At 68.2% G+C, this 22,683-nt stretch carries 14 protein-coding genes; 9 read left to right on the top strand and 5 right to left on the bottom strand.

Features of this window, described 5'->3' with window-relative positions:
• Nucleotides 1–173: 173 nt before the first annotated feature.
• Nucleotides 174–2,150 (top strand): acyl CoA:acetate/3-ketoacid CoA transferase, encoded by a 1,977-nt coding sequence (locus MHA02_RS11170; protein WP_147078719.1) that lies wholly within the window; start codon nt 174–176, stop codon nt 2,148–2,150.
• Nucleotides 2,151–2,252: 102 nt separating this feature from the next.
• Here MHA02_RS11170 and MHA02_RS11165 read toward each other — a convergent pair whose 3' ends face one another.
• From MHA02_RS11165 to MHA02_RS11155, 3 genes are all read right to left on the bottom strand, one after another.
• Nucleotides 2,253–3,434: an ABC transporter permease gene (locus tag MHA02_RS11165; protein WP_147078718.1), complete on the bottom strand. Its 1,182-nt coding sequence runs from the start codon at nt 3,432–3,434 to the stop codon at nt 2,253–2,255.
• A 28-nt stretch (nt 3,435–3,462) separates the two neighbouring features.
• The gene (locus tag MHA02_RS11160; protein ID WP_147078717.1) at nt 3,463–3,933 is read right to left on the bottom strand and encodes a DUF4112 domain-containing protein; all 471 of its coding nucleotides are present in this window, start codon (nt 3,931–3,933) and stop codon (nt 3,463–3,465) included.
• Nucleotides 3,934–3,999: 66 nt separating this feature from the next.
• Nucleotides 4,000–5,142, bottom strand: a complete 1,143-nt coding sequence (locus MHA02_RS11155) for an aminotransferase (protein ID WP_147078716.1) — start codon at nt 5,140–5,142, stop codon at nt 4,000–4,002.
• Between the two features lie 328 nt (nt 5,143–5,470).
• On the opposite strand from MHA02_RS11155, the gene MHA02_RS22130 reads away from it, so the two are divergent.
• From MHA02_RS22130 to zwf, 6 genes are all read left to right on the top strand, one after another.
• Nucleotides 5,471–5,617, top strand: a complete 147-nt coding sequence (locus tag MHA02_RS22130; protein WP_170249175.1) for a hypothetical protein — start codon at nt 5,471–5,473, stop codon at nt 5,615–5,617.
• 287 nt (nt 5,618–5,904) lie between these two features.
• Nucleotides 5,905–7,305, top strand: a complete 1,401-nt coding sequence (locus MHA02_RS11150; protein ID WP_147078715.1) for an MdtA/MuxA family multidrug efflux RND transporter periplasmic adaptor subunit — start codon at nt 5,905–5,907, stop codon at nt 7,303–7,305.
• Between the two features lie 175 nt (nt 7,306–7,480).
• Nucleotides 7,481–10,600, top strand: coding sequence for an MdtB/MuxB family multidrug efflux RND transporter permease subunit (locus MHA02_RS11140; RefSeq protein WP_147078714.1), 3,120 nt, complete (start codon nt 7,481–7,483; stop codon nt 10,598–10,600).
• A gap of 238 nt (nt 10,601–10,838) precedes the next feature.
• Nucleotides 10,839–14,276 carry an efflux RND transporter permease subunit gene (locus tag MHA02_RS11135; protein ID WP_147078713.1) on the top strand — a complete coding sequence of 1,146 codons (3,438 nt, stop codon included), beginning with the start codon at nt 10,839–10,841 and terminating at the stop codon, nt 14,274–14,276.
• A 329-nt stretch (nt 14,277–14,605) separates the two neighbouring features.
• Complete coding sequence (locus MHA02_RS11125; protein ID WP_238180384.1) at nt 14,606–16,075, top strand: efflux transporter outer membrane subunit; 1,470 nt, start codon at nt 14,606–14,608, stop codon at nt 16,073–16,075.
• 184 nt (nt 16,076–16,259) lie between these two features.
• Nucleotides 16,260–17,780, top strand: a complete 1,521-nt coding sequence (gene zwf / locus MHA02_RS11120) for a glucose-6-phosphate dehydrogenase (RefSeq protein ID WP_147078712.1) — start codon at nt 16,260–16,262, stop codon at nt 17,778–17,780.
• Nucleotides 17,781–17,786: 6 nt separating this feature from the next.
• Here zwf and MHA02_RS11115 read toward each other — a convergent pair whose 3' ends face one another.
• Entirely contained in the window at nt 17,787–18,563 is a 777-nt protein-coding gene (locus MHA02_RS11115; protein WP_147078711.1) for a restriction endonuclease, read from the bottom strand.
• 276 nt (nt 18,564–18,839) lie between these two features.
• Complete coding sequence (locus MHA02_RS11110) at nt 18,840–19,265, bottom strand: Ros/MucR family transcriptional regulator (protein WP_147078710.1); 426 nt, start codon at nt 19,263–19,265, stop codon at nt 18,840–18,842.
• Between the two features lie 492 nt (nt 19,266–19,757).
• Here MHA02_RS11110 and MHA02_RS22850 point away from each other — a divergent pair, with 492 nt between their 5' ends.
• Together MHA02_RS22850 and MHA02_RS11105 are read left to right on the top strand one after the other, a co-directional pair.
• Nucleotides 19,758–19,892: a hypothetical protein gene (locus MHA02_RS22850; RefSeq protein ID WP_280177983.1), complete on the top strand. Its 135-nt coding sequence runs from the start codon at nt 19,758–19,760 to the stop codon at nt 19,890–19,892.
• 72 nt (nt 19,893–19,964) lie between these two features.
• Entirely contained in the window at nt 19,965–22,664 is a 2,700-nt protein-coding gene (locus tag MHA02_RS11105; protein WP_147078709.1) for a bifunctional acetate--CoA ligase family protein/GNAT family N-acetyltransferase, read from the top strand.
• Nucleotides 22,665–22,683 lie beyond the last annotated feature (19 nt).

Below are 22,683 nucleotides of genomic sequence, written 5' to 3'. Positions count from 1 at the left end.
ATCGCAGCAGAGATTTTGCGCGATGCAGCACCGTCCTGGGCAATCTTGCTCGGATCGCGACGGGGTCTCGACCCGTTTCGACCGCAGCGACAAAGACCCGGCCGCGATGGGTCCCGTGCAAGATCTCGCCGGGACCGTCGGAGAGCGGGTATGGCCGGAGGACGACGCGCGCGATGAAGAAGAACAAGGTGATCACCGCCGAGGAGGCGATCGCGCTCATTCGTGAGAACGACGTCGTGACCACGACCGGCTTCGTGCAGAGCTGCATCCCGGAGGCGCTGCATGCGGCGCTGGAGAAGCGCTTCGTCGAGACCGGCAGCCCCCGCGGCCTCACCCTGATCATGACGGCTGGCGCCGGCGACTCGAAGGGCCTCGGCACCGGAAGGCTGCACCACGACGGCCTGCTCACCCGCGTCATCGCCGCGAATTTCGGCCGGATGCCGAAGGTGGCCCAGGCGGCGGCAGAGAACCGCATCCGCGGCTACAACCTGCCCCAGGGCGTGATCTCGCAGCTCTACCGCGCCTGCGCCGCCGGCCAGCCGGGCCTGTTCTCGAAGGTCGGCCTGCACACCTACGTGGATCCGCGCCATGGCGGCGCCAAAGTCAACGAGCTGACGCAGGACGACATCGTCAAGGTCGTCGAGGTCGATGGCGACGAGTGGTTGTTCTACACCGCCACCAAGATCGACGTGGCCTTCATCCGCGCCACCTCGGCCGACCCCTCGGGCAACCTCAGCTACGAGAAGGAGGCGCTGACGCTCGATTGCCTCGCCCAGGCCATGGCCGCCCGCAACAACGGCGGCATCGTCATCGCCCAGGTCGAGCGCATCGTCGACGACGGCTTCCTGCTGCCGAAGGACGTGCGCGTGCCCGGCATCCTCGTCGATTGCGTGGTGCTGGCCGAGCCCGAGATGCACCGCATGAACTACGGCGTGATGCACGATCCGGCGCTGGCCGGACAGATCCGCGTGCCGGTCACCGGCATCAAGCGGATGCCGCTCAACGAGCGCAAGATCATCGCCCGCCGCGCCGCTTTCGAGCTGCCGCCGAACGGCGTGGTCAATCTCGGCGTCGGCGCGCCGGAAGGTATCTCCTCCGTCGCCAACGAGGAAAAAATTACCCCCTACATCACGCTGACCACCGAGGCCGGCGCTGTCGGCGGCGTGCTCGCCAGCGGGTCGAGCTTCGGTGCCGCGACCAATGCGGACTGCATCATCGACCAGAACCAGATGTTCGACTTCTACGACGGCGGCGGCCTCGACATGACCTGTCTCGGCATGGCCGAGTGCGACGAGGCCGGCAACGTCAACACCTCGAAGTTCGGCGGCAAGCTCAACGGCTGCGGCGGTTTCATCAACATCAGCCAGAACGCCCGTTCGGTCGTCTTCGCCGGCACCTTCACGGCCGGCGGCCTCGAGATCGCGGTCGACGACGGGCAGGTGAAGATCGTCAAGGAAGGCAAGGCGAAGAAGTTCGTCACCGAGGTCCAGCAGAACACCTTCAGCGGCCCTTATGCGGTGCGGAAGTCGCAGCCTGTGATCTACGTGACCGAGCGCTGCGTCTTCCAGCTCACCAAGGAGGGGCTGGAGCTGATCGAGGTGGCGCCGGGCATCGACATCGAGCGCGACATCCTTCCGCACATGGACTTCAAGCCGGTGATCCGGAACCCGGTGCCGATGGACCCCCGCATCTTCCGCGAAGATCCGATGGAACTGCTCGCGGACCTGCTGAACCTCGATCTGAAAGACCGGGTCAGCTACGACGCGGAGCGCAACCTGCTCTTCATCAACCTGGAGGGCTGGTACTGCCGCGTGAAGAGCGACATGGACGAACTGCGCCTCACCATCGTCGCGGCCTGCAAGAAGGCCGGTCAGCGGGTCAATTCCGTCATCAACCACGACGGCTTCCGCCTCAACGAGAGCCTTTACGACGACTATGCCGGAATGATCCAGTATCTCCAGGCGAACTACTACGCGACGACCACCCGCTACGCGACCAGCGCCTTCCTCCGGCTGAAGATGGAGGAGGCCCTGACCAGGCGCGGCGTCGCCCCCCACATCTTCGAGCGCAAGGACGAGGCCCACGCGTTCGTCGGTGCCGTCGACAAGCGGGCGCGGAAGCAGATCTCGCCGGCGGTCGCGGCGGAATAACCTCGTCCGTCATTGCGAGGCGCGGCCGAAGCAATCCAGGGCCAACGAGCAGACGTCGCAGGCTTGGCCCTGGATTGCTTCGGCTGCGCCTCGCAATGACGTCTAGGTAAACGTCTTCCGCGGATCGAACGCGTCCCTTACCGCCTCACCGGCAAACACCAGCAAGCTCAGCATCACCGACACCACGAAAAAGCCAGTCAGCCCGAGCCAGGGCGCGTTGATGTTGTCCTTGCCCTGCGCCAGCAACTCGCCGAGGGAGGCCGAGCCCGGGGGCAGGCCGAAGCCCAGGAAGTCGAGGGAGGTGAGGGTGGTGATCGAGCCGTTCAGGATGAACGGCAGGAAGGTCAGGGTCGCGACCATGGCGTTCGGCAGCAGGTGGCGGGTCATGATCGCCACGTTGGAGAGGCCGAGCGCGCGGGCGGCGCGGACGTATTCGAAATTGCGGGCGCGCAGGAACTCGGCGCGGACCACGCCGACCAGGGCGGTCCAGGCGAACAGTGTCAGGATGCCGAGCAGCGTGAAGAAGCTCGGGGCCAGGAAGGCCGACATGATGATGATCAGGTAGAGCGTCGGCACCGCGCTCCAGATCTCGATGACGCGCTGGAAGATCAGGTCGGTCCAGCCGCCGAAGAAGCCCTGCACCGCCCCGGCGATCACGCCGATGACCGACGAGACGAGGGCGAGCGCCAGTCCGAACAGCACCGAAATCCGAAAACCGTAGATGATACGGGCGAGCACATCGCGCGAGGCGTTGTCGGTGCCGAGCCAGTGCTGCTCGATGTTCCGGCAACCGGCCTGACGGCCCTCGACCGTGATGCCGGCGCGCTCCGCGACCGGGCGGCACTGCTCGTCGGTCAGGTTCCAGGTCGGAGGGGAGGGCGACGGGGTCGGCAGGTCGCTCATGAAGGTGTTGTAGGAATAGGGGATCGGCGGCCAGATCGCCCAGCCGTTCTCCGCGATCTCCTTGCGGGTCTCCGGCGCGCGATAATCCGTCTGCGCCAGGAACCCGCCGAACTTCTCGTCCGGATAGTCGACGAACACGGGATAGAGCCACTCGCCCTTGTAGGATACGAGGATCGGCCGGTCGTTGGCGATGAACTCGGCGAACAGGCTGACGACGAAGAGGAGCAGGAAGATCACGGCCGACCACGAGCCGCGCCGGTTCTTCCAGAAGTTCGACAGCCGGCGGCGATTGATCGGCGAAAGCCCGCGCCGTGTCGGCGGCGGTAGCGAAGGCGCGGTGACGGGAACCGCATCGACCTGCGGGCGCGGCACCTCGTTCATCGGATAACGGCCTTGGCGGTGGAAGAAATCAATCGAGATGCGTTGCCGTGCCCTCGATCTCGTTCGGCCGCAAGCTGCCCTTCTTCTCGAGATGCTTGCGCAGCAGGCGGACGTTGCGGCGATTGGCCTTGAAGGCCGCATCGAACAAGTCGCCGGCCAGAGGCACCGCACCGACCGCACCGTCGAAGGCCACGTTGCCCATCATGCGCCAGACCAGCCAGCGCGGCGCGCCGAGGCGCCGGGCCTCGTAGACGATGTACGAGGCGATCGCCATGCCCGCGATGTCGCCGATCACCGGCACGAGGCCGATCAGCGCGTCGAGCCCCACCCGGCGATTGGTGCCCGGGATCAGGAACGCCGTGTCCATCAGGTGCGCGAGCTGCTCCAGGCGCAGCAGGCTCGCTTCCGCGCTCGTATCGGTGAAGCGGCGCAGGTCGGCCGCGCCGAGGGGCTCGGCGAAGACCGTGCGCGAAGTGCGGGGCGTGTCGGTGGCGCTCATGGGCAAGGATGTGGCCCGCCGCACGGGCCTCGACAAGGAAGCCACGCGGCCCGGAGCAAAAATTACTCACGCCGCCCTCGCATAGCCCGCCAGCCGGTCGAGCGCTGCGTCGAGCGTCGCGTCGGTCTTCGCGAAGCAGAAGCGCACGAGGTTCCGGACGCCACCCGTCTCGTAGAAGGCGCTGACCGGGATTGCCGCGACGCCGTGCTCGCGGACCAGGGTCTCGCAGAAGGCGACGTCGTCGGCTTCCCCGATGTCGAGGCTGAGGAAATACGTCGCAGCGCTCGGCAGCACCGTGAAGCCGAGATCCGCCAGGCCGGCCGCGAGCCTGTCGCGGGAGCGGGCGAGCCCGGCGCGCATGCCGGTGAAGTAGGCCTCGTCCTTGGCGAGCCCGTAGGCCGCCGCCTCCTGCAGGTTCGGCGGCGTCGTGAAGGTCAGGAACTGGTGCGCGCGGGCCAGCGCGCGCATCAGGTGCGGCGCCGCCATCACGAAACCGACCTTCCAACCGGTCAGGGAGAAGATCTTGCCGGCCGAACCGATCTTGATCGTGCGCTCGCGCATGCCCGGCAGCGCCATCAGCGGCCGGTGGCGGGCGCCGTCGAAGATCACGTGCTCCCAGACCTCGTCGCAGAGCGCGACGGCGTCGAAGCGCCGGCAAAATCCGGCGAGCAGCGACAGGTCGGCCTCCGCGAACACCGTGGCTGAGGGGTTCAGCGGGTTGTTGAGGATGACGAGCCTGGTTTTTTCCGAGAACGCCGCCGCCAGCGCGTCCTCGTCGATGCGGAAATGCGGCGGCTTCAGCGTGACGAAGCGCGGCACGCCGCCGGCCCGGCGCACCAGCGGCAGGTAGGCGTCATACATCGGCTCGAACAGCACGACCTCGTCGCCGGGCGCGACCAGCGCGAAGATCGCGCCGGCCAACGCCTCGGTGGCGCCCGAGGTCACCATCACCTCGGTCTCCGGGTCGAGGTCGAGCCCCTGGTGCCGGCCGTAATGCGCCGCGATGGCCACGCGCAGCGACGGCAGGCCCATCATCGGCGGGTACTGGTTGTAGCCGTCGCGCAGGGCCGTCGCCGCGACCTCGCGCACGTCCTCCGGCCCCGGGTCGTCGGGAAAGCCCTGGCCGAGATTGATCGCGCAATGCTCGCGGGCGAGCCGCGACATCGTCTCGAAGACCGTGACGGGAAGATCGGAGAAGACGGGGTTCATGCCACCGGATCGCAAGGGCGGGCGACCGCGCGTGGTCCTCTCGCCGCGTCAAGACGAGAACCCGATACCACGCGGGGATATCACGACAAAACGTGCGAGACCGCACATGACTTGCCCGAGGCGACGGCACGTGCACTGACGAATGTTGACAATCGTCAGTCGTGAGACAATTCTCAGTCCACGGCCGGCCGGCGATCGCTTGGTGGGGACTCCGCCCCCTCGTTCCTCTTGAGCGATTGCCGGTCCGGTTGTATCGAAAAGGCTGCCGCTTCGCACGGTGGCCTTTTTGCTATCTGCACCGGCCTCAGGATCGGCTACGGGTTTCCGCATGCGGATCCGAACCTCGCTCCTTCTGGCGCTCGGCGTCGGCGTCCTCGGCGTAGGGCTTCGCGCGGCGATCCCGGTTGCTCCGGTCGACGACGCCTTTCGCGATGTGATCCGCTTCTATCGCGCCCTCGAACCGGCTGCGCGCTAGCACCACAGCTAACTTTGCCGGGCGTCGTGCGAAACCGGCAACAGCAACATCCGGGAAACCTGGGTGCCGTACTCACGGCGTATTGCCGGGGGAGGGTGCGAACGCTCTTCGACGGCTCCGATCCCGCCGACGGCCGCGCCGCGCGTTCGACGGCATCGCGGTTTGACGGGACGGGCCCTACGATCGAATTGCTTTCGGTGTCCGAACGGAAGCACAGTTCGACCGGCGATCGACCGGGGTTCTGCACGAAGACTGGTTTCGACGTGGCGCATTGATTTGGGTCGAGGATGAACGAGAGTTCGCCCATACGCAGGGAGACCGCCCGGGAATATCCCGTGCTGACGCCCACACCGACCCGCCGGCGCAGCCGTCCGCTGCGCTGGATGGTCGTGCTTCTCGTCCTCGGGCTCGCTGGCGCGGTCGCGCACCGGATGTACGACGCCCGGAAGGCCGCCGGCACCGGCGAGGCCGGACACGGACGCGGCCCAGGCGGCAAGCATGGCGAGATGGCACAGGCCGTCGGCGTCGCCACGGTGGCGACCGGCGACATGCCGATCGTGCTGCAGGGCCTCGGCACGGTGACGCCGCTGGCCACCGTGACGGTCAAATCGCAAATCAGCGGCTATCTCACCGAGATCGGTTTTCGCGAGGGCCAGACGGTCAAGAAGGGCGACTATCTCGCCCAGATCGACCAGCGGCCCTACGAGGCGCTGCTGGCGCAGTATCTCGGCCAGCTCGCCCGGGATCAGGCGCTGCTGCAGAACGCCAAGCTCGATCTCGTCCGCTACCAGACCCTGAACCGCCAGGACTCGATCTCGAAGCAGAACGTCGACACCCAGGCCGCCCTCGTGAAGCAGAACGAGGGAACCGTCGCCGCCGATCAGGCGGTGGTCGACCAGCAGCGGCTCAACATCGCCTACGCCCACATCGTCTCGCCGGTGGAGGGCCGGGTCGGCCTGCGCCAGGTCGACCAGGGCAACTATATCTCGGGCGGTTCCACCAACATCGTGGTGGTGACGCAGCTCCATCCGATCTCGGTGCTGTTCACCCTGCCGGAGGACGACGTCTCGCGGGTGATGAAGCGTGTCCGCGAGGGCGCCAAGCTCACCGTGCGCGCCTACGACCGCGGCGACCAGCACGAGATCGCCACCGGCAGCCTCGACACGGTCGACAACCAGATCGACGTCACCACCGGCACGGTGAAGCTGCGCGCGCTGTTCCAGAACGACGACGAAACGCTGTTTCCGAACCAGTTCGTCAATGCCAAGCTGACCGTCGACACCATCCGGAACGCCCCCGTAGTGCCCACCGGAGCGATCCTGCGGGGCACGCCGGGCGCCTACGTCTACCTGATGCAGGGCGACGACAAGGTCACGGTCCGGCCGATCACGGTGGGCGAGACCGACGGCACCCGCACGGTGGTCACCGCCGGGCTCCAGCCGGGCGACCGTGTCGTCACCGACGGCACCGATCGCCTGCGCGAGGGCGCGCCGGTGCGGATCACCTCCGGTGCAGGCGGCCCGCAGGCCGCCGCGCCGGGCCGCGCGATCGACAACACCGCGCCCGGCACGGCCGCCTCCCAGCAGGCCGAGGCCGGCAGCGCCTCGACGCCCGGCACCGGCGAGGCGACGCAGCCGCAGGCGGGCGACAGCTCGCGCCGGCGCGGGCGCCACAAGGCGGCGCAGTGATGAAGCGCGCGTCATCCCTCCCCCCTCTGCGGGGGAGGGTGGCCCCTGCGTCTGCAGGGGTCGGGAGAGGGGAGCGCCCTCTCCGGAACTGTCGCTCCCCTCTCCCGGCCCGCTTCGCGGGCCACCCTCTCCTGCAGAGGGGAGAGGGAACGACGTGGCCGCCTAGGCGCAGAGCATGAACCCCTCCCGCATCTTCATCCTGCGCCCCGTCGCGACGACGCTGCTGATGCTGGCGATCCTGATCGTCGGCATGGTGTCGTACGTGAACCTGCCGGTCTCGGCGCTGCCGTCGGTGGATTACCCGACGATCCAGGTCCAGACCTTCTATCCCGGCGCCAGCCCCGAGGTGATGACCTCGGCCGTCACGGCGCCGCTGGAGCGGCAGTTCGGCCAGATGGCCAACCTCAACCAGATGTCCTCGCAGAGTTCGGCCGGGGCCTCGGTCATCACCCTGCAGTTCAGCCTCGACATCTCCCTCGACATCGCCGAGCAGTCGGTCCAGGCGGCGATCAACGCGGCCGGCAATTTGCTGCCATCCGACCTTCCGGCCCCGCCGGTCTACGCCAAAGTCAACCCGGCCGACGCGCCGATCCTGACGCTGGCGCTGACCTCGAAGACGATGCCGCTCACGCAGGTGCGCGACCTCGCCGAGACCCGGCTGGCGCAGAAGATCTCACAGGTCGCCGGCGTCGGCCTCGTCAGCATGGGCGGCGGCCAGCGGCCGGCGGTGCGAGTGCGCTTCAACTCCCTGGCGCTCGCGGCCTACGGGCTCAACATCGACGACCTGCGCACGACGATCTCGAACCTCAACGTCAACACGCCGAAGGGCAACATCGACGGCCCGACGCAGAGCTACACCATCAACGCCAACGATCAGATCCGCGACCCGGCCGTCTATTCCAGCGCGATCATCGCCTACAAGAACGGCGCGCCGGTGCGGCTCTCGGACGTGGCGACGGTGGTCGACGGGGCCGAGAACACCAAGCTCGGCGCCTGGATGGACCGCACGCCGGCCGTGATCCTCAACATCCAGCGCCAGCCCGGCGCCAACGTCATCGAGACGGTCGACAAGATCAAGGCGTTGCTGCCGCAGCTGCAGGCCAGCATGCCGGCCGCGATCGGCGTGGCGCTCCTCACCGACCGCACCGTCACGATCCGCGCCTCGGTGGAGGACGTGCAGGTCGAGCTGATGCTCGCCATCGGCCTCGTCGTGCTGGTGATCTTCCTGTTTTTGCGCAGCTTCTCCGCCACCCTGATCCCGAGCCTGTCGGTGCCGCTCTCGCTCATCGGCACGCTGGCGGTGATGGACCTGTGGGGCTTCTCCCTCGACAACCTCTCGCTGATGGCCCTGACCATCGCCACCGGCTTCGTCGTCGACGACGCCATCGTGGTGATCGAGAACATCGCCCGCCACGTCGAAGGCGGCGATACGCCGCTCGAGGCCGCGATGAAGGGCAGCCGTGAAATCGGCTTCACCATCCTCTCGCTGACGGTCTCGCTGATCGCGGTGCTGATCCCGCTGCTGTTCATGGGCGACGTCGTCGGCCGGCTCTTCCACGAATTCGCGATCACCCTGGCGGCCACCATCGTGATCTCGGCCGTCGTCTCGCTGACGCTGGTGCCGATGCTCTGCGCGCGGCTGCTGAAGCCGGTGGTGCATGGCGAGCGTCGCGAGGGCTTCATCGGCCGCTTCGGCAGGCGGCTGACCGAGGGCACGATCAGCGCCTATGGGCGCGCCCTGCGGGTCGTGCTGGCGAACCAGGGCCTGACGCTCGTCGTCACCCTCGGGACGATCGCGCTGACGGCCTACCTGTTCGTGGTGATCCCGAAGGGCTTCTTCCCCGTCCAAGATACCGGCGTCATCCAGGGCATCTCCCAGGCCGACCAGAGCGTGTCCTACGCCGCCATGGCGGAGCGCCAGCAGCAGCTCGCCGACATCGTGCTCAAGGATCGCGACGTCGCGAACCTGTCCTCCTTCATCGGCGTCGACGGACAGAACGTGACGCTGAATTCCGGCCGCATGCTCATCAACCTGAAGCCGCAGGCCGAGCGGACCGGCAGCGCCAGCGACGTGATCCGGCGCATCAGCGCCGCCACCCGCGAGATCCCCGGCGTGCGCCTCTACATGCAGCCGGTCCAGGATTTGACGATCGATACGGCGGTCTCGGCGACACAGTATCAGGTCATTCTCGAGAACCCGAACCTCGGCGAGTTCGAGACCTGGGTGCCGCGCTTCGTCGAGGCGCTGCAGCGCTCACCGCTGCTCGCCGACGTCACCAGCGACTACCAGGGCAACGGGCTCGCCGCATACGTCACCATCGACCGGCCGACGGCGGGCCGCTACGGCATCACACCGGCCTCGGTCGACAACGCGCTCTACGACGCCTTCGGCCAGCGCATCATCTCGACGATCTTCTCGCAGTCGAACCAGTATCGGGTGATCCTGGAGGCCGATCCGGCGCTCCACACCACCCTCGACTCGCTGAACAACCTCTACCTGCCGTCCTCGACCGCCGCCTCGGGCCAGGTGCCGCTCTCGGCCATCGCCCGCGTCGAGGAGCGCCGCGCCCCGCTGCTCGTCGGGCATCTCGGGCAGTTCCCGGCCACGACCGTGTCCTTCAACCTCGCCCCGGGCGCCGCCCTCGGGCAGGCCGTCGACGCGATCGCGCAAATCCGAAAAGACATCGGCCTGCCGGCGAGCTTCAACGTGGTGCCGCAGGGCTCGGTCTTCGCCTTCCAGTCGGCGCTCTCGAACGAGCTGTTCCTGATCCTCGCCGCGATCGTCACCGTCTACATCGTGCTGGGCGTGCTCTACGAGAGCTTCATCCACCCAATCACCATCCTCTCGACGCTCCCCTCCGCCGGGATCGGCGCGCTGCTCGGGCTGATGCTGTTCGGGCTGTCCCTCGACATCATCGCGATCATCGGCATCGTGCTCCTCATCGGCATCGTGAAAAAGAACGCGATCATGATGATCGACTTCGCGCTGCAGGCCGAGCGCGAGGAGGGCATGAGCCCGCGCGATGCGATCTACGAGGCCTGCCTGCTCCGCTTCCGCCCGATCATGATGACGACCTTCGCGGCCCTGTTCGCGGCGGTGCCGCTGATCATGGGGACCGGCGTCGGCTCGGAACTGCGCCAGCCGCTCGGCATCGTCATCGCCGGCGGACTCATCGTCAGCCAGGTGCTGACGCTGTTCACGACGCCGGTGATCTACCTGTTCTTCGACCGGCTCGAGCGGCGGATCATGGGCCGCCGCGAAGGCGGGTACCGGGCTGGCGAGGCGCTGCCTTGAGCGGCGCGAGCGCAGGGCATGTGCGCATCCCCCTCTCCCCGCACGCGGGGAGAGGGCTTCATGCCCCCTTGTCGGGGCATGAAGCGAGGCGGCAGCCGAAGGTGAGGGGGCACAGTCGGAGGAGCCTCATCCGGAGTCACCCCCTCACCCTCGCTCCGGCTTCGCCTCCGCTTGCCTCGCCCCCGACAAGGGGGGCTCGGCCCTCTCCCCGCGTGCGGGGAGAGGGAAGGGCGCGGCGATGAACATCTCCGCCCCCTTCATCCGCCGCCCGATCGCCACGACGCTGCTCACGGTCGGCGTGCTGCTAGCCGGGCTGTTCGCCTTCGTGCGGCTGCCGGTGGCGCCGCTGCCGCAGGTGGATTTTCCGGTCATCCTGGTCCAAGCGCAGATGGCGGGCGCGAGCCCTGAGACCATGGCGACGACCGTGGCCGCGCCGCTGGAGCGCCGCCTGGGGATCATCGCCGACGTCAACGAGATGACGTCGACGAGCTCCACGGGCACGGTGCGGATCGTCCTGCTGTTCGGCCTCAACCGCGACATCGACGGGGCCGCCCGCGACGTGCAGGCGGCGATCAACGCAGCCCGCGCCGACTTGCCGACGGCGCTCCGCCAGAACCCGACCTACCGGAAGTTCAACCCGGCCGATGCGCCGATCCTGATCCTCGGCCTGACCTCGGACACGCTCTCGCCGGGCCAGCTCTACGATTCCGCCGCGACCGTCGTTCAGCAGAAGATGTCCCAGGTGGACGGCATCGGGAACGTCGATATCGGCGGCTCGTCGCTGCCAGCGGTGCGGGTCGAGCTCGATCCGACCGCCCTGTTCCACTACGGCATCGGCCTCGAAGGGATCCGCGCGGCCTTGGCGTCTGCAAACGCGAACTCGCCGAAGGGGGACGTGACCGCGGGCGCTCGCCGCTACCAGCTCTACGCCAACGACCAGGGGCGGCAGGCCTCGGATTACCGCGACATCGTCGTGGCCTATCGCAACGGGGCGGGCGTGCGCCTGACCGATGTCGGGGTGGTCGAGGATTCCGTCGAGGACAAGCGCAACCTCGGCCTCGTCGACGGCAAGCCCGGCGTGATCCTGTTCATCTACAAGCAGCCCGGCTCGAACGTCGTCGAGACGGTCGACCGCGTGAAGGCGGCGATCCCGCAGATCCAGGCGGCGCTGCCAGGGGACATCGACCTCCACATCTCCGGCGACCGCTCGGCCACGATCCGCGCTTCTCTGAAGGAAACCGAGGAGACGCTGCTCATCGCGGTCGGCCTCGTCATCCTCGTGGTGTTCGTCTTCCTGCGCTCGGGCCGCGCGACGCTGATCCCGGCGGTGGCCGTGCCGATCTCGATCATCGGCACCTTCGCCGCGATGTACCTGCTCGGCTTCTCGCTCAACATCCTTTCGCTGATGGCGCTGATCATCGCCACCGGCTTCGTCGTCGACGACGCCATCGTCGTGCTGGAAAACATCCAGCGCCACATCGAGGACGGCAAGCCGCGGGTCGAGGCGGCGCTGCTCGGCGCCCGCGAGGTCGGCTTCACGGTGATCTCGATGAGCCTCTCGCTCGTCGCCGTGTTCCTGCCGATCCTGCTGATGGGCGGCATCGTCGGCCGGCTGTTTCAGGAATTCGCAGTCACGCTCTCGCTGGCGATTCTGATCTCCCTCGTCGTCTCGCTGACGACGACGCCGATGATGTGCGCCCGATTCCTCAAGCCCCATCACGACGCCTCCGCCGGCCCGGCCAAGCGGCCGAACATCGTGGCACGGATCCTGGAGGGCGGCTTCGACGGCCTGCTGCGCGGCTACGAGCGCACCCTCGGCTTCGCGCTCCGCCACCGCCGGCTGGTGCTGCTCAGCGTCTTCGCGGCGATGGGGCTGAACGTCTACCTCTACGTGATCGTGCCGAAGGGCTTCTTCCCCGAGCAGGATACCGGGCAGCTCATGGGCGGCATCCAGGCCGATCAGCGCATCTCGTTCCAGGCGATGAAGGAGAAGCTGACCCGGGCGAGCGCCATCGTCCAGGCCGATCCGGCGGTGGAGAGCATCGTCGGCTTCACCGGCGGGCGCGGTACCAACTCCGCGAACGTCTTCGTCGGCCTGAAGCCGCTCGGGACCCGCGATTCCATCGAGAAGGTCATGGCGCGGCTTCGCCCGAAGCTCGCCCAGGTCGCGGGCGCCCGGCTGTTTCTGTTTCCGCGCCAGGACCTGAAGATGGGCGGGCGGCAGAGCTTCGCCCAGTATCAGTATTCGCTGCAGGGGGATTCGGCCGACGAGCTCTACGCCTCGGCGCCGCGGCTCGTGCAGGAGCTTCAGAAGCAGACCGACCTCTTCGCCGACGTGACCTCCGACCAGCAGGAGGGCGGCCTCGAAAGCCGTCTCGTAATCGACCGGCCGACGGCCTTCCGCTACGGCATCACGCCCGACAAGATCGACAACACCCTCTACGACGCCTTCGGGCAGCGGCAGGTCTCGACGATCTACAACCCGCTCAACCAGTACCACGTCGTGATGGAGATCGCGCCGCGCTACCTCCAGAGCCCCGAGACCCTGAAGCTGATCTACGTCTCCACCTCCGGCGGCAACGCCCGCGGCTCGGCGGTCACGAATGCTGTCGCGGGCACCGTGAGCGGGCCGGCGGCTGCGGCCACCACGACGAGTTCCGGCTCGTCGTCGCCGTCGAGCACCGGCACCTCGGCGACGTCGAGCGGCTCGCCGGCCCCGGGCAGCGCCAGTACCACCGTCGCCCCGACGGCGGGCGTCGGCGCCAGCAGTGCTTCGACCGGCACCGACGCCTCCACCATCGCCTCGGATTCCGCCCGCAACGCCGCCTCGAACGCCATCGCCGCGTCGAAGGGCGGCGCCTCGTCCAGCGCCCCGGTGTCGAGCGCCAAGGAGACCATGGTGCCGCTCTCGGCCTTCGCCCGGTTCGAGACCGGCAACGCCCCGGTCCAGGTCGCGCATCAGGGTCTGTTCGTCTCGACCACCGTCTCGTTCAACCTCGCCCCGGGCAAGAGCTTGTCGGAGGCCACCGCCGCGATCGAGAAGGCGATGACGGACCTGCGCATGCCGGCGACCATCCACGGCGAATTCTCGGGCGCGGCCAAGAACTACATGGCCTCGGCCTCGCGCCAGCCGCTCCTGATCCTCGGCGCGCTGCTCGCGGTCTACGCCGTGCTCGGCATCCTCTACGAGAGCTACATCCATCCGATCACGATCCTCTCGACGCTGCCGTCGGCGGGCATCGGCGCCGTGCTGGCGCTGCTCGTGACCGGCACGGAGTTCACGATCATCGCGCTGATCGCAGTCTTCCTGCTGATCGGCATCGTGAAGAAGAACGCCATCCTGATGATCGATTTCGCCCTCGACGCCGAGCGTACCCGCGGCGCCTCGCCGGCCGACGCGATCTACGAGGCCTGCCTCTTGCGCTTCCGGCCGATCATGATGACAACGGCGGCCGCGCTTCTCGGCGCCGCGCCGCTCGTGCTGGCGGCCGGGGAGGGCGCGGAGCTCCGCCGGCCGCTCGGCATCGCGATCATCGGCGGCCTCATCGTGAGCCAGATCCTGACCCTCTACACGACCCCCGTCGTCTACCTGTACCTCGACCGCCTGCGCCACTGGGCGAAGAACCGGCGCGCCCGGCGGGCGGCCGGCGGCGCGACACCATTCCCGGCCGAGTGATGGCCATTCGTGATGCTAGAACGGATGGGTTCGCACCCCCCTCTCCCCGCACGCGGGGAGAGGGTCGCGACGACCTCGTCGTCGGCGCGACAAGCCCGAAGGGCGAAGGTGAGGGGGCGGCTGCAGGATTGACCGCTCCGGACACGCCCCCTCACCTTCGGCTGCCGCCTCGCTTTGCCGACGACAAGGTCGGCAAAGCCCTCCCCCCACCACAGTCGGGCTTGCCCGACTTTGGCAGACAAAAGCCAATTTCGGGCAAGCCCGAGATTGGTGCGGGGAGAGGGGATGCGCGGGGGCCTCGCAGCATCCTGGCGTTCGGCCTTGCGTGCGTGATCTCGACGTCCCTCTCCGGCTGCCTCGTCGGACCCGACTACACACGCCCCTCCGTCGAGACGCCGCTCGGCTTCAAGGAAGGCGGGATGCGGGAGGACAGCGTCGCCTGGGTGCAGAGCCGGAAGAACTGGCGGCCGGCGCAACCGAACGACGGCGCGGTCCGCGGCGACTGGTGGACGGTGCTGCGCGACCCGACCCTCGACCGGCTGATGCGGTCGGTCGACGTCGACAACCAGAACCTGCGCGCCACGATCTCGAACTACACGCAGGCCCGCGCCCTCGTCGCCCAGTCGCGCGCGGCGCTGTTCCCGACGGTCATCGGCGCACCGTCGATCACACGGGCGCGCACGGGGGGCGTCGAACGTACGAGTTACTCGCTGCAGGGGCAGGCGACCTGGGAGCCGGACCTGTTCGGTCGTATCCGGCGTCAGCTCGAAAGCGACGTCGCCAGCGCACAGGCCTCGGCGGCGGATATCGGCCTCGTGCGGCTCGGCATCCAGGCCGAGCTTGCGACCACCTACCTGCAGCTGCGCTACCAGGATTCGCTCAAGAAGGTCCTCCAGGAGAACGTCGAGGGCTACAAGCGCAGCCTGGCCATCGCCGAGAACCAGTACAATGCCGGCGTCGCAGCACGCTCCGACGTCATCACCGCGCAGACGCAGCTCCAGACCACGGAGGCGCAGGTCATCGCCACCGACCTGCAGCGCGCGGTGTTCGAGCATGCGCTGGCCACCCTGATCGGGCGGCCGCCCTCCGAGCTCGGCGTCGCCGTCGGGCGGCTCGCGGACAGGCCACCCGCCGTGCCGGTCGGCGTACCCTCGCAGCTGCTCGAACGCCGCCCGGACATCGCGCAGGCCGAGCGTCTGGTGCAGGCGCAGAGCGAGCAGATCGGCGTCGCCGTCGCGGCGTTCTTCCCGACGGTGACGCTTTCGGCCACCGGCGGCTTCGCGGGCCTGACCAGCAACGGCATCTTCTCGGCCACCAACGCCGCCTGGGCACTGACCGCGGCCGGCACACAGGTGCTGTTCGACGGGGGCGCCCGCAGCGCCGCGCTGCAATCGACCCGCGCCGGCTACGACGCCTCCGTCGCCACCTACCGCCAGACCGTGCTGACGGCCTTCGGCGAGGTCGAGAACGGCCTGTCGGGCATCCGTGTCCTCGCCCGGCAGCAGGTGAAGCAGGACGAGGCCGTGGCCTCGGCCCGCAAGGCGGTCGAGATCACCCTCAACGAATACCGCGCCGGCACCCAGAACTTCACCACCGTCGTCACGGCGCAGGCGCTTCTCGTGAACAACGAGGTCGCCTCGCTGCAGGTGCGGCTGAGCCGGTTCACCACCGCCGTCGACCTGATCCGGGCGCTCGGCGGCGGCTGGGATGCCCGCTCGCTGCCCACGGGCGAGGAGCTGAAGGACAAGGCGCTCGATTTGCCGATCGATCACGGACAGGCCCTACGCACGGCGGAGTGACAGGCTGTCCGGATGCTTCATTCGGACCGCCTGTCAGCAAGCCCGCGCGGCATCTGAGCGAAACCGAATTCCGCATTGCGAAGCAGTCCATCGGATTTCGTATGACAGGCCGACGCGGAACGTGGCCACGATTGCTCCGTTGACGGATGATTTTCGCGCCGCAGCACGCATCCGGAACCCACCCATGGCCGAGCACCCCCTTCTCCAGAACGACGTGAAGGCCGGGATCGCGCGGGCGCCGGCCTGCACGCTGGTGATCTTCGGCGCGGGCGGCGATCTCACAAAGCGGCTGCTGATGCCGGCTCTCTACAACCTTTCGAGCGGCGGCCTGCTCTCGAAGGATCTCAAGATCATCGGCGTCGACCACAATGCCAACGACGATGCCGGCTGGCGCAAGGACCTCACCGACACGATGCAGTCCTTCACCAAGGACAAGAGCGCCGAGTTCCACGCAGACCACATCGACGCGGCGAGTTGGGGTTTCATCGCCGAGCGGCTTCACTTCTTCCAGGGCGACTTCGAGAAGGACGAAAGCTACAAAGCGCTCGCGGAGAAAATCGAAGGCAATGCGATCTTCTACTGCGCCGTCGCAGCCCGCTTCTTCGGTCCGGTGGTCGACGGCCTTGGCAAGGCGGGCCTCCTGAAGCAGACGGACGATGCCTTCCGCCGCGTGGTGATCGAAAAACCGTTCGGCTCCGACCTCGCCTCGGCCAAGGCGCTGAATGCCCGCATCCTGAAACAGGCTGACGAGAACCAGTTCTACCGGATCGACCACTTCCTCGGTAAGGAAACGGTGCAGTCGATCATGGCGATCCGCTTCGCCAACGGCATCTTCGAGCCGCTGTGGCGGCGCGAATACGTCGACCATGTCCAGATCACCGCAGCCGAGACCGTCGGCGTCGAAATGCGCGGCTCGTTCTACGAGCCGACCGGGGCGCTGCGCGACATGGTGCCGAACCACATGTTCCAGCTGCTCTGCATGGTGGCGATGGAGCCGCCGAACTCCTTCGACGCCGAGGCCGTGCGGACCGAGAAGGCCAAGCTCGCTGAAGCAGTGAAGCCGATCCAGCCTGACCACGCGGTCCGCGGCCAGTATACGGCCGGCAGGGAGCAGGGCCGCGACGTCCCGGCCTATCGCGACGAGCCGAACGTCGCCACGGATTCGAACACCGAGACCTACGTCGCCCTGAAGCTCGAGATCGACAACTGGCGTTGGGCCGGCGTGCCGTTCTATGTCCGCACCGGCAAGCGCATGGCCGGGCGGCTCACCGAAATCGCGATCCACTTTAAGCCGGCGCCCTACCGGCTGTTTCGCGATACGCCGACGGACGCCGTCGCGCCGAACGTCATGCGCATCCAGATCGATCCGGATGCCGGCGAGACCACGGAGATCAACGTCAAGGCGCCGGGCCCGCAGATGCGCCTCGGCCGCGTCGAAACGTCGTTCTTCTACAAGGACTTCTTCGACGAGAAGCCGAATGTCGGCTACGAGACTCTACTCTACGACTGCATGACCGGCGACGCCACGCTGTTCCAGCGCGCCGACAACATCGAGGCCGGCTGGGCCGCCGTGGAGCCGCTGCTCGACGCCTGGAGGAGCGCCCCGGTCGAGCCCTACGCCGCCGGCAGCGCCGGGCCGAAGGCGGCGGACGATCTCCTGGCCCGCGACGGGCGCAAGTGGCTGCCGCTTCCGGTCGAAGCCTGAGCGCCGTCAGGCCGGCAGCCGCGACCGGCCGACCGATCTCATGGGATATAGTTCGGCGAGATCGTCGTGGTGCAGCAGCAGCACGCCGGTCGTGGCGGCCAGTTTGCGGGCGGCGGGGGTGAAACCGGCATTGGAGACGACCGCCGCCATCTCCGCCGACCAGTGCCGGGCCGCCGCCGCCACTTCCTGCACGGCCCCGTTGCCGACGGGCTTTCCGTAGCGCTTGCACTGCACGACGAGGCGGGTGCCGCCGCGCTCGGCGATGACGTCGGCACCCTGGTCGCCGCTGGCCTGGGTCGGGCGAGCCTGCCAGCCGGCCTGCCGAAGGAGACCGGCGCAGAAACGCTCGTAGGCGACCCCGTCCTCGGGCATGTCCGCTTCGTCGGGCAGGCGAACCGAGGACGCCACCCGCTCGACGATGGCGATCATCTCGTTCCAGCGCGGTTCGACATAGTCCGCGAAGCCCCGCGCCTCGACCTTGGGCAGAATGCTGCGTTCCACGAAATACGCGCGCTCGCGCAGCCAGCCGTCCTCGACCGTGTTGCCGTAGGCGTCGACGAAGCGCTCCTGGCGGCGGCGCAGCGCCAGGATGCGCGCGTGTTTGCGGGTGACACGGCGGACGAGGGCGCGGAACCGGCGTGGCCGATCGAGGCGGTAGAGCACGATCGCCGCCAGCAGGGCGCCCGTCCCGACGAGTGCCGGCCTGCCGTAGACCAGCGCCAGTCCGCCGCCGACGACGAAGGTCCAGAACAGGCGCGAGACCGATTTGGAACGACCGGACATGGACCTTGCGCAGGTAAGCTCGCAACGAACGGCGATGACCCGCGAAGCGTCGCAGGTACCGATTGCCCGACGGATAACGGGGCGGTCGGCGCCGTCGAAGCGGCTCGGCAAGGATCACGCCCCTCGGGGCCACTTCCTCTGCAACCTCAGGGGCTTGGTGGAGTTCGGTCGATGCCAGTCCGCCCGTAAAACACCTGTGGACGATGCGCTGACCTCAGTCACCCGATCGATCGCAGGATCGCGCCGAAACGGCATCCGGTCCAGCCGGCAAGTGGATCACTCCGCTGTGACGGCGCGGCGCTCCTTGCCGAGCCCCATCGCCTTGGCAAGCTTCGAGCGCTCATCGGCATAGTTCGGCGCGACCATCGGATAATCCGCAGGAAGGTTCCAGCGGGCGCGGTATTCTTCGGGTGTCAGGTTGTATCGGCTCCGGAGATGGCGCTTCAGCGACTTGAACGGCTTTCCGTCCTCCAGGCAGATCAGGAATTCCCGCGTGATCGATTTCCGGACCGATACGGCCGGTGTCGGCCGCGCGATCGGCTCGGGCGCTTGCGGAGCAGACAACTGCTGCAGCATGGCATGGACGGCCGCGACGAGCGCAGGCAGATCGGCAGGTGAGATGGGGTTGCTTCTGACGAAAGTCGAGACGATGTCACGGGTCAACTCGGCGCGGTCCAGCACAGTGTTGCTCTCGCTCGTCATTATCACCGCTTCCTCTATGCGAACCCTCGGTCTCGGTGGAGCAAAGGCCCAACCGGTCAGCGCGCTGACGCCCTGATGAACGAGCTCTATAGAAAAAGCTACGGGCTCCGAGCTGAAAATCAGTCGCTTGAGCCGCCTTCACTGACAAACGGTCGAGTACTCGACGGTTTACGTCGAGGCCTCTAAAGACGATCGGCCCGCATACACGCAACCTATCGCGCAGCGAGCGTTGCCCAGCGAATGCGTTATTCATTCTCTGTTTCGCGCGGTGCGAAGTCGGTGCCGTTCGGCACAGGCCGGTGTCGGCGGTTACTGAATGCCAACACTAATGGCGTCAGCTGATACGATTCAATCCAAGGTCGAGGTTTCGCACCTCACGATCCCGCGAGAGGGCCCGGGAACGTTAACCAACCCAACCCGTTGTCGCCCCGAAGTCGTGCGTTGCACATCATTTAGCGTTTCGAGGTCGCGCCGGAGATGCAGAACAACTGGATGAGCCTGGATCAGGTCGCCGCGGACCGGCACCTCACCCTTGCCGAGGCAGCCGAACTGGCCGAGCGCGAGCATTGGCCGAAGGTGTTTCGCCTCCACCAGACGCTAGTGCTGGTGCCGGCCGCCAGGGGCTAGACACGGCGCCCGCCAGGGTGTGCACCGGGAGCGTTGCGCCGCCTCAGCCGTGATGCAGACCGGGACGTACACATGAGCACCTACGGCTTCGCAGCGATGCTCGCGCCGCGAAGCGTGGCCGTCGTCGGCGCGGGAGAGCGCGACGGATCGGTCGGTCGCGCGGTCATCGATGCGTTGCGTGCTGGCGGCTTTGCGGGGGCGATCCGGCCGGTCAATCGCAAATACCAGACGATCGACGGCGAACCCTGCTTCGCCAACCTCGCGGAACTTCCCGAAAAGCCCGATCTCGTCCTGATCGCCACGCCACCGGACACCGTGCCCGGCATCGTCGACGAGGCCGGTGCGTCCGGAGCTGCGGCGGTCATCGTGTTGTCGGCGCATCTCGGGCGAGGCGAAGCGGAGCCGATCGGCGCGGCCCGGCGGGCGGCACGACGGCATGGCCTGCGCCTCCTCGGCCCCGACAGCATCGGGCTGGCGGTGCCCGGAGCCAGGCTGAACGCGACGCTTCTGGCGCATCCGCCGCGGCCGGGCGATCTCGCACTGGTGACGCAATCCGGCACCGTGGCCTCGGCGATCGCGGCCTGGGCGCATCGGCGCGAGGTCGGCTTCTCGGCGATCCTCACCACCGGCCGCTCGGCGGATGTGGATGTGGCCGACGCCCTCGACCACTTCGCCGCCGATCTCCACACCCGCGCGATCCTGCTCTCGCTCCACCGCGTCGACGACGCCCGCAAGTTCCTGTCGGCCGCACGGGCGGCGGCGCGGGTGAAGCCCGTGGTGGTCCTGCGCACGGGGCGGCATCAGGCGCCCGAGACCGAGCCGCAGACCCATACCGGCGCGCTGGCCCGGCCCGATGCGGTCTACGCCGCCGCCTTCCGTCGGGCGGGGCTGCTCGCGGTCGACACCCTCGACGAGATGTTCTCCGCTGCCGAGACCCTGCGCCGGCAGCGGCCGTTTCCGGGCAACCGGCTGATGATCGTCGCCAATGGGCGCGGCATCGGCGCGCTCGCGGCCGACAGGCTGGCCGAGCGGGGCGGCACCGCCGCCGACGCCACGCCCGAGACGCTGGAGGCCATCGCCCCAGTCCGCCACGGCACGTCCAAGAACCCGATCGATCTCGGCGTCGATGCGGAGGCGCGGGACTACGCCGCCGCGCTCGGGCCGCTGCTGGCCTGCCGCGGCAACGATGCGCTGCTCGCGATCCACGTCCCCACCGCCCGCGCCGGCGCGCGGCAGACGGCCGAGGCGGTCGCCGGCGCCGTCGGCGAGGCGCGCCGCGGGGGGGATCGCAAGAAGCCGGTCTTCGCGGTGTCGGTGGGCGAGGATGCGGAGGCGGCGGCGATCTACGCGAAGGCCGGCATCCCGCTCTTCGCCACCGATTCCGACGCGGTCGACGGGTTCCTGCACGTGGTGCGCTACCGCGAGGCGCAGGAGAACCTGATGCGCACGCCGGCCTCGCTCCCCCCGGCGTTCAAGCCGGACGTCGAGACCGCGAGAAGCATCGTCGCGGGCGCCCTCGCGGCGGGGCAGAGCTGGCTCGATCCCCTCAGCGTCAAGGCGCTGCTCGCGGCCTACGCCATCCCGATGCAGCCCTGCCTGCTGGCGCCGGACGGGACGAGCGCCGCCGAGGCCGCCTGGCCGATGATCGCGCGCGGCGAGCCGGTGGCGCTCAAGCTCGTCTCGCCGGACGTCGTGCACAAGTCGGATGTCGGCGGCGTGCGCCTCGGCCTCACCTCCGAGGCCGATGTGCGCGAGGCCGCAGCCCGCATGGTCGCCCGCGTGCGAACGCTCCGGCCGGAGGCGCGCATCACCGGCTTCGCGGTGCAGGCGATGGTGCCGAGGGGCAACCGGCGCGAGCTCATCGTCGGGCTGGCGGAAGACCCGACCTTCGGCCCCGTGGTCGTGTTCGGCACCGGCGGCACCGCCGTCGAGGTCATCGACGACCGCTCGCTCGGCCTGCCGCCCCTCGACCTCCGCCTCGCCGCCGACCAGATTTTTCGCACACGCGTGTCGCGGCGGCTCGCGGCCTATCGCGACGTGCCGGCCGCCGATTTCGATGCCATCGCCCTGGTGCTGGTGCAGCTCGCGCAGATCGCCGCCGACCTGCCCGAGGTGCGCGAACTCGACATCAACCCGCTGCTCGCCGACGCCGACGGCGTGCTCGGCCTCGACGGCCGCATCCGCGTGGAGCGGGCTTCGACGCTAGGACGTGATGTGTTTCACGTGAAACAATTCCCATCGCGGTTCGCGATCCGGCCCTATCCGGTGGCGTGGGAGCGCACCATGACCCTGAAGGGCCGCGCCATTCGCGTGCGCCCGGTGCGCCCCGAGGACGAGGGGCTGTTCGCCGCCTTCTTCGCCGAGATCGACCCGGAGGACGTGCGCCTGCGCTTCTTCACGCCGATGAAGCACTTCAGCCACGCCTTCCTCGCCCGCCTGACCCAGCTCGACTATTCCCGCGCCATCGCCTTCGTCGCCCTCGACGCTGCGGACGACACGATGCTCGGCGCGGTCCGCCTCCACGCCGACGCCAACCACGAGAGCGGCGAATTCGCCATCCTGGTCCGCTCGGACATCAAGGGTGTGGGGCTCGGCTACGCGCTGATGCGGATGATGCTGGATTGGGCGAAGGCGGAGGGGATAGCGCGGGTGGAGGGGAGTGTGCTGGCGGAGAACCGGGCGATGTTGGCGGTTTGTCGGCGGTTGGGGTTTGAGACGAAAGGCAGTTGGGATGATGCTTCTATAGTTAATGTTACGAAACGTAACCAATGAGTATCTTTTCTTAAAATGC

Source organism: Methylobacterium haplocladii (genome assembly GCF_007992175.1).
GTDB classification, from domain to species: Bacteria; Pseudomonadota; Alphaproteobacteria; order Rhizobiales; family Beijerinckiaceae; genus Methylobacterium; species Methylobacterium haplocladii.
Note: the sequence above shows the minus strand (reverse complement) of the source record. Positions and strands in the feature narration are given on the sequence as shown.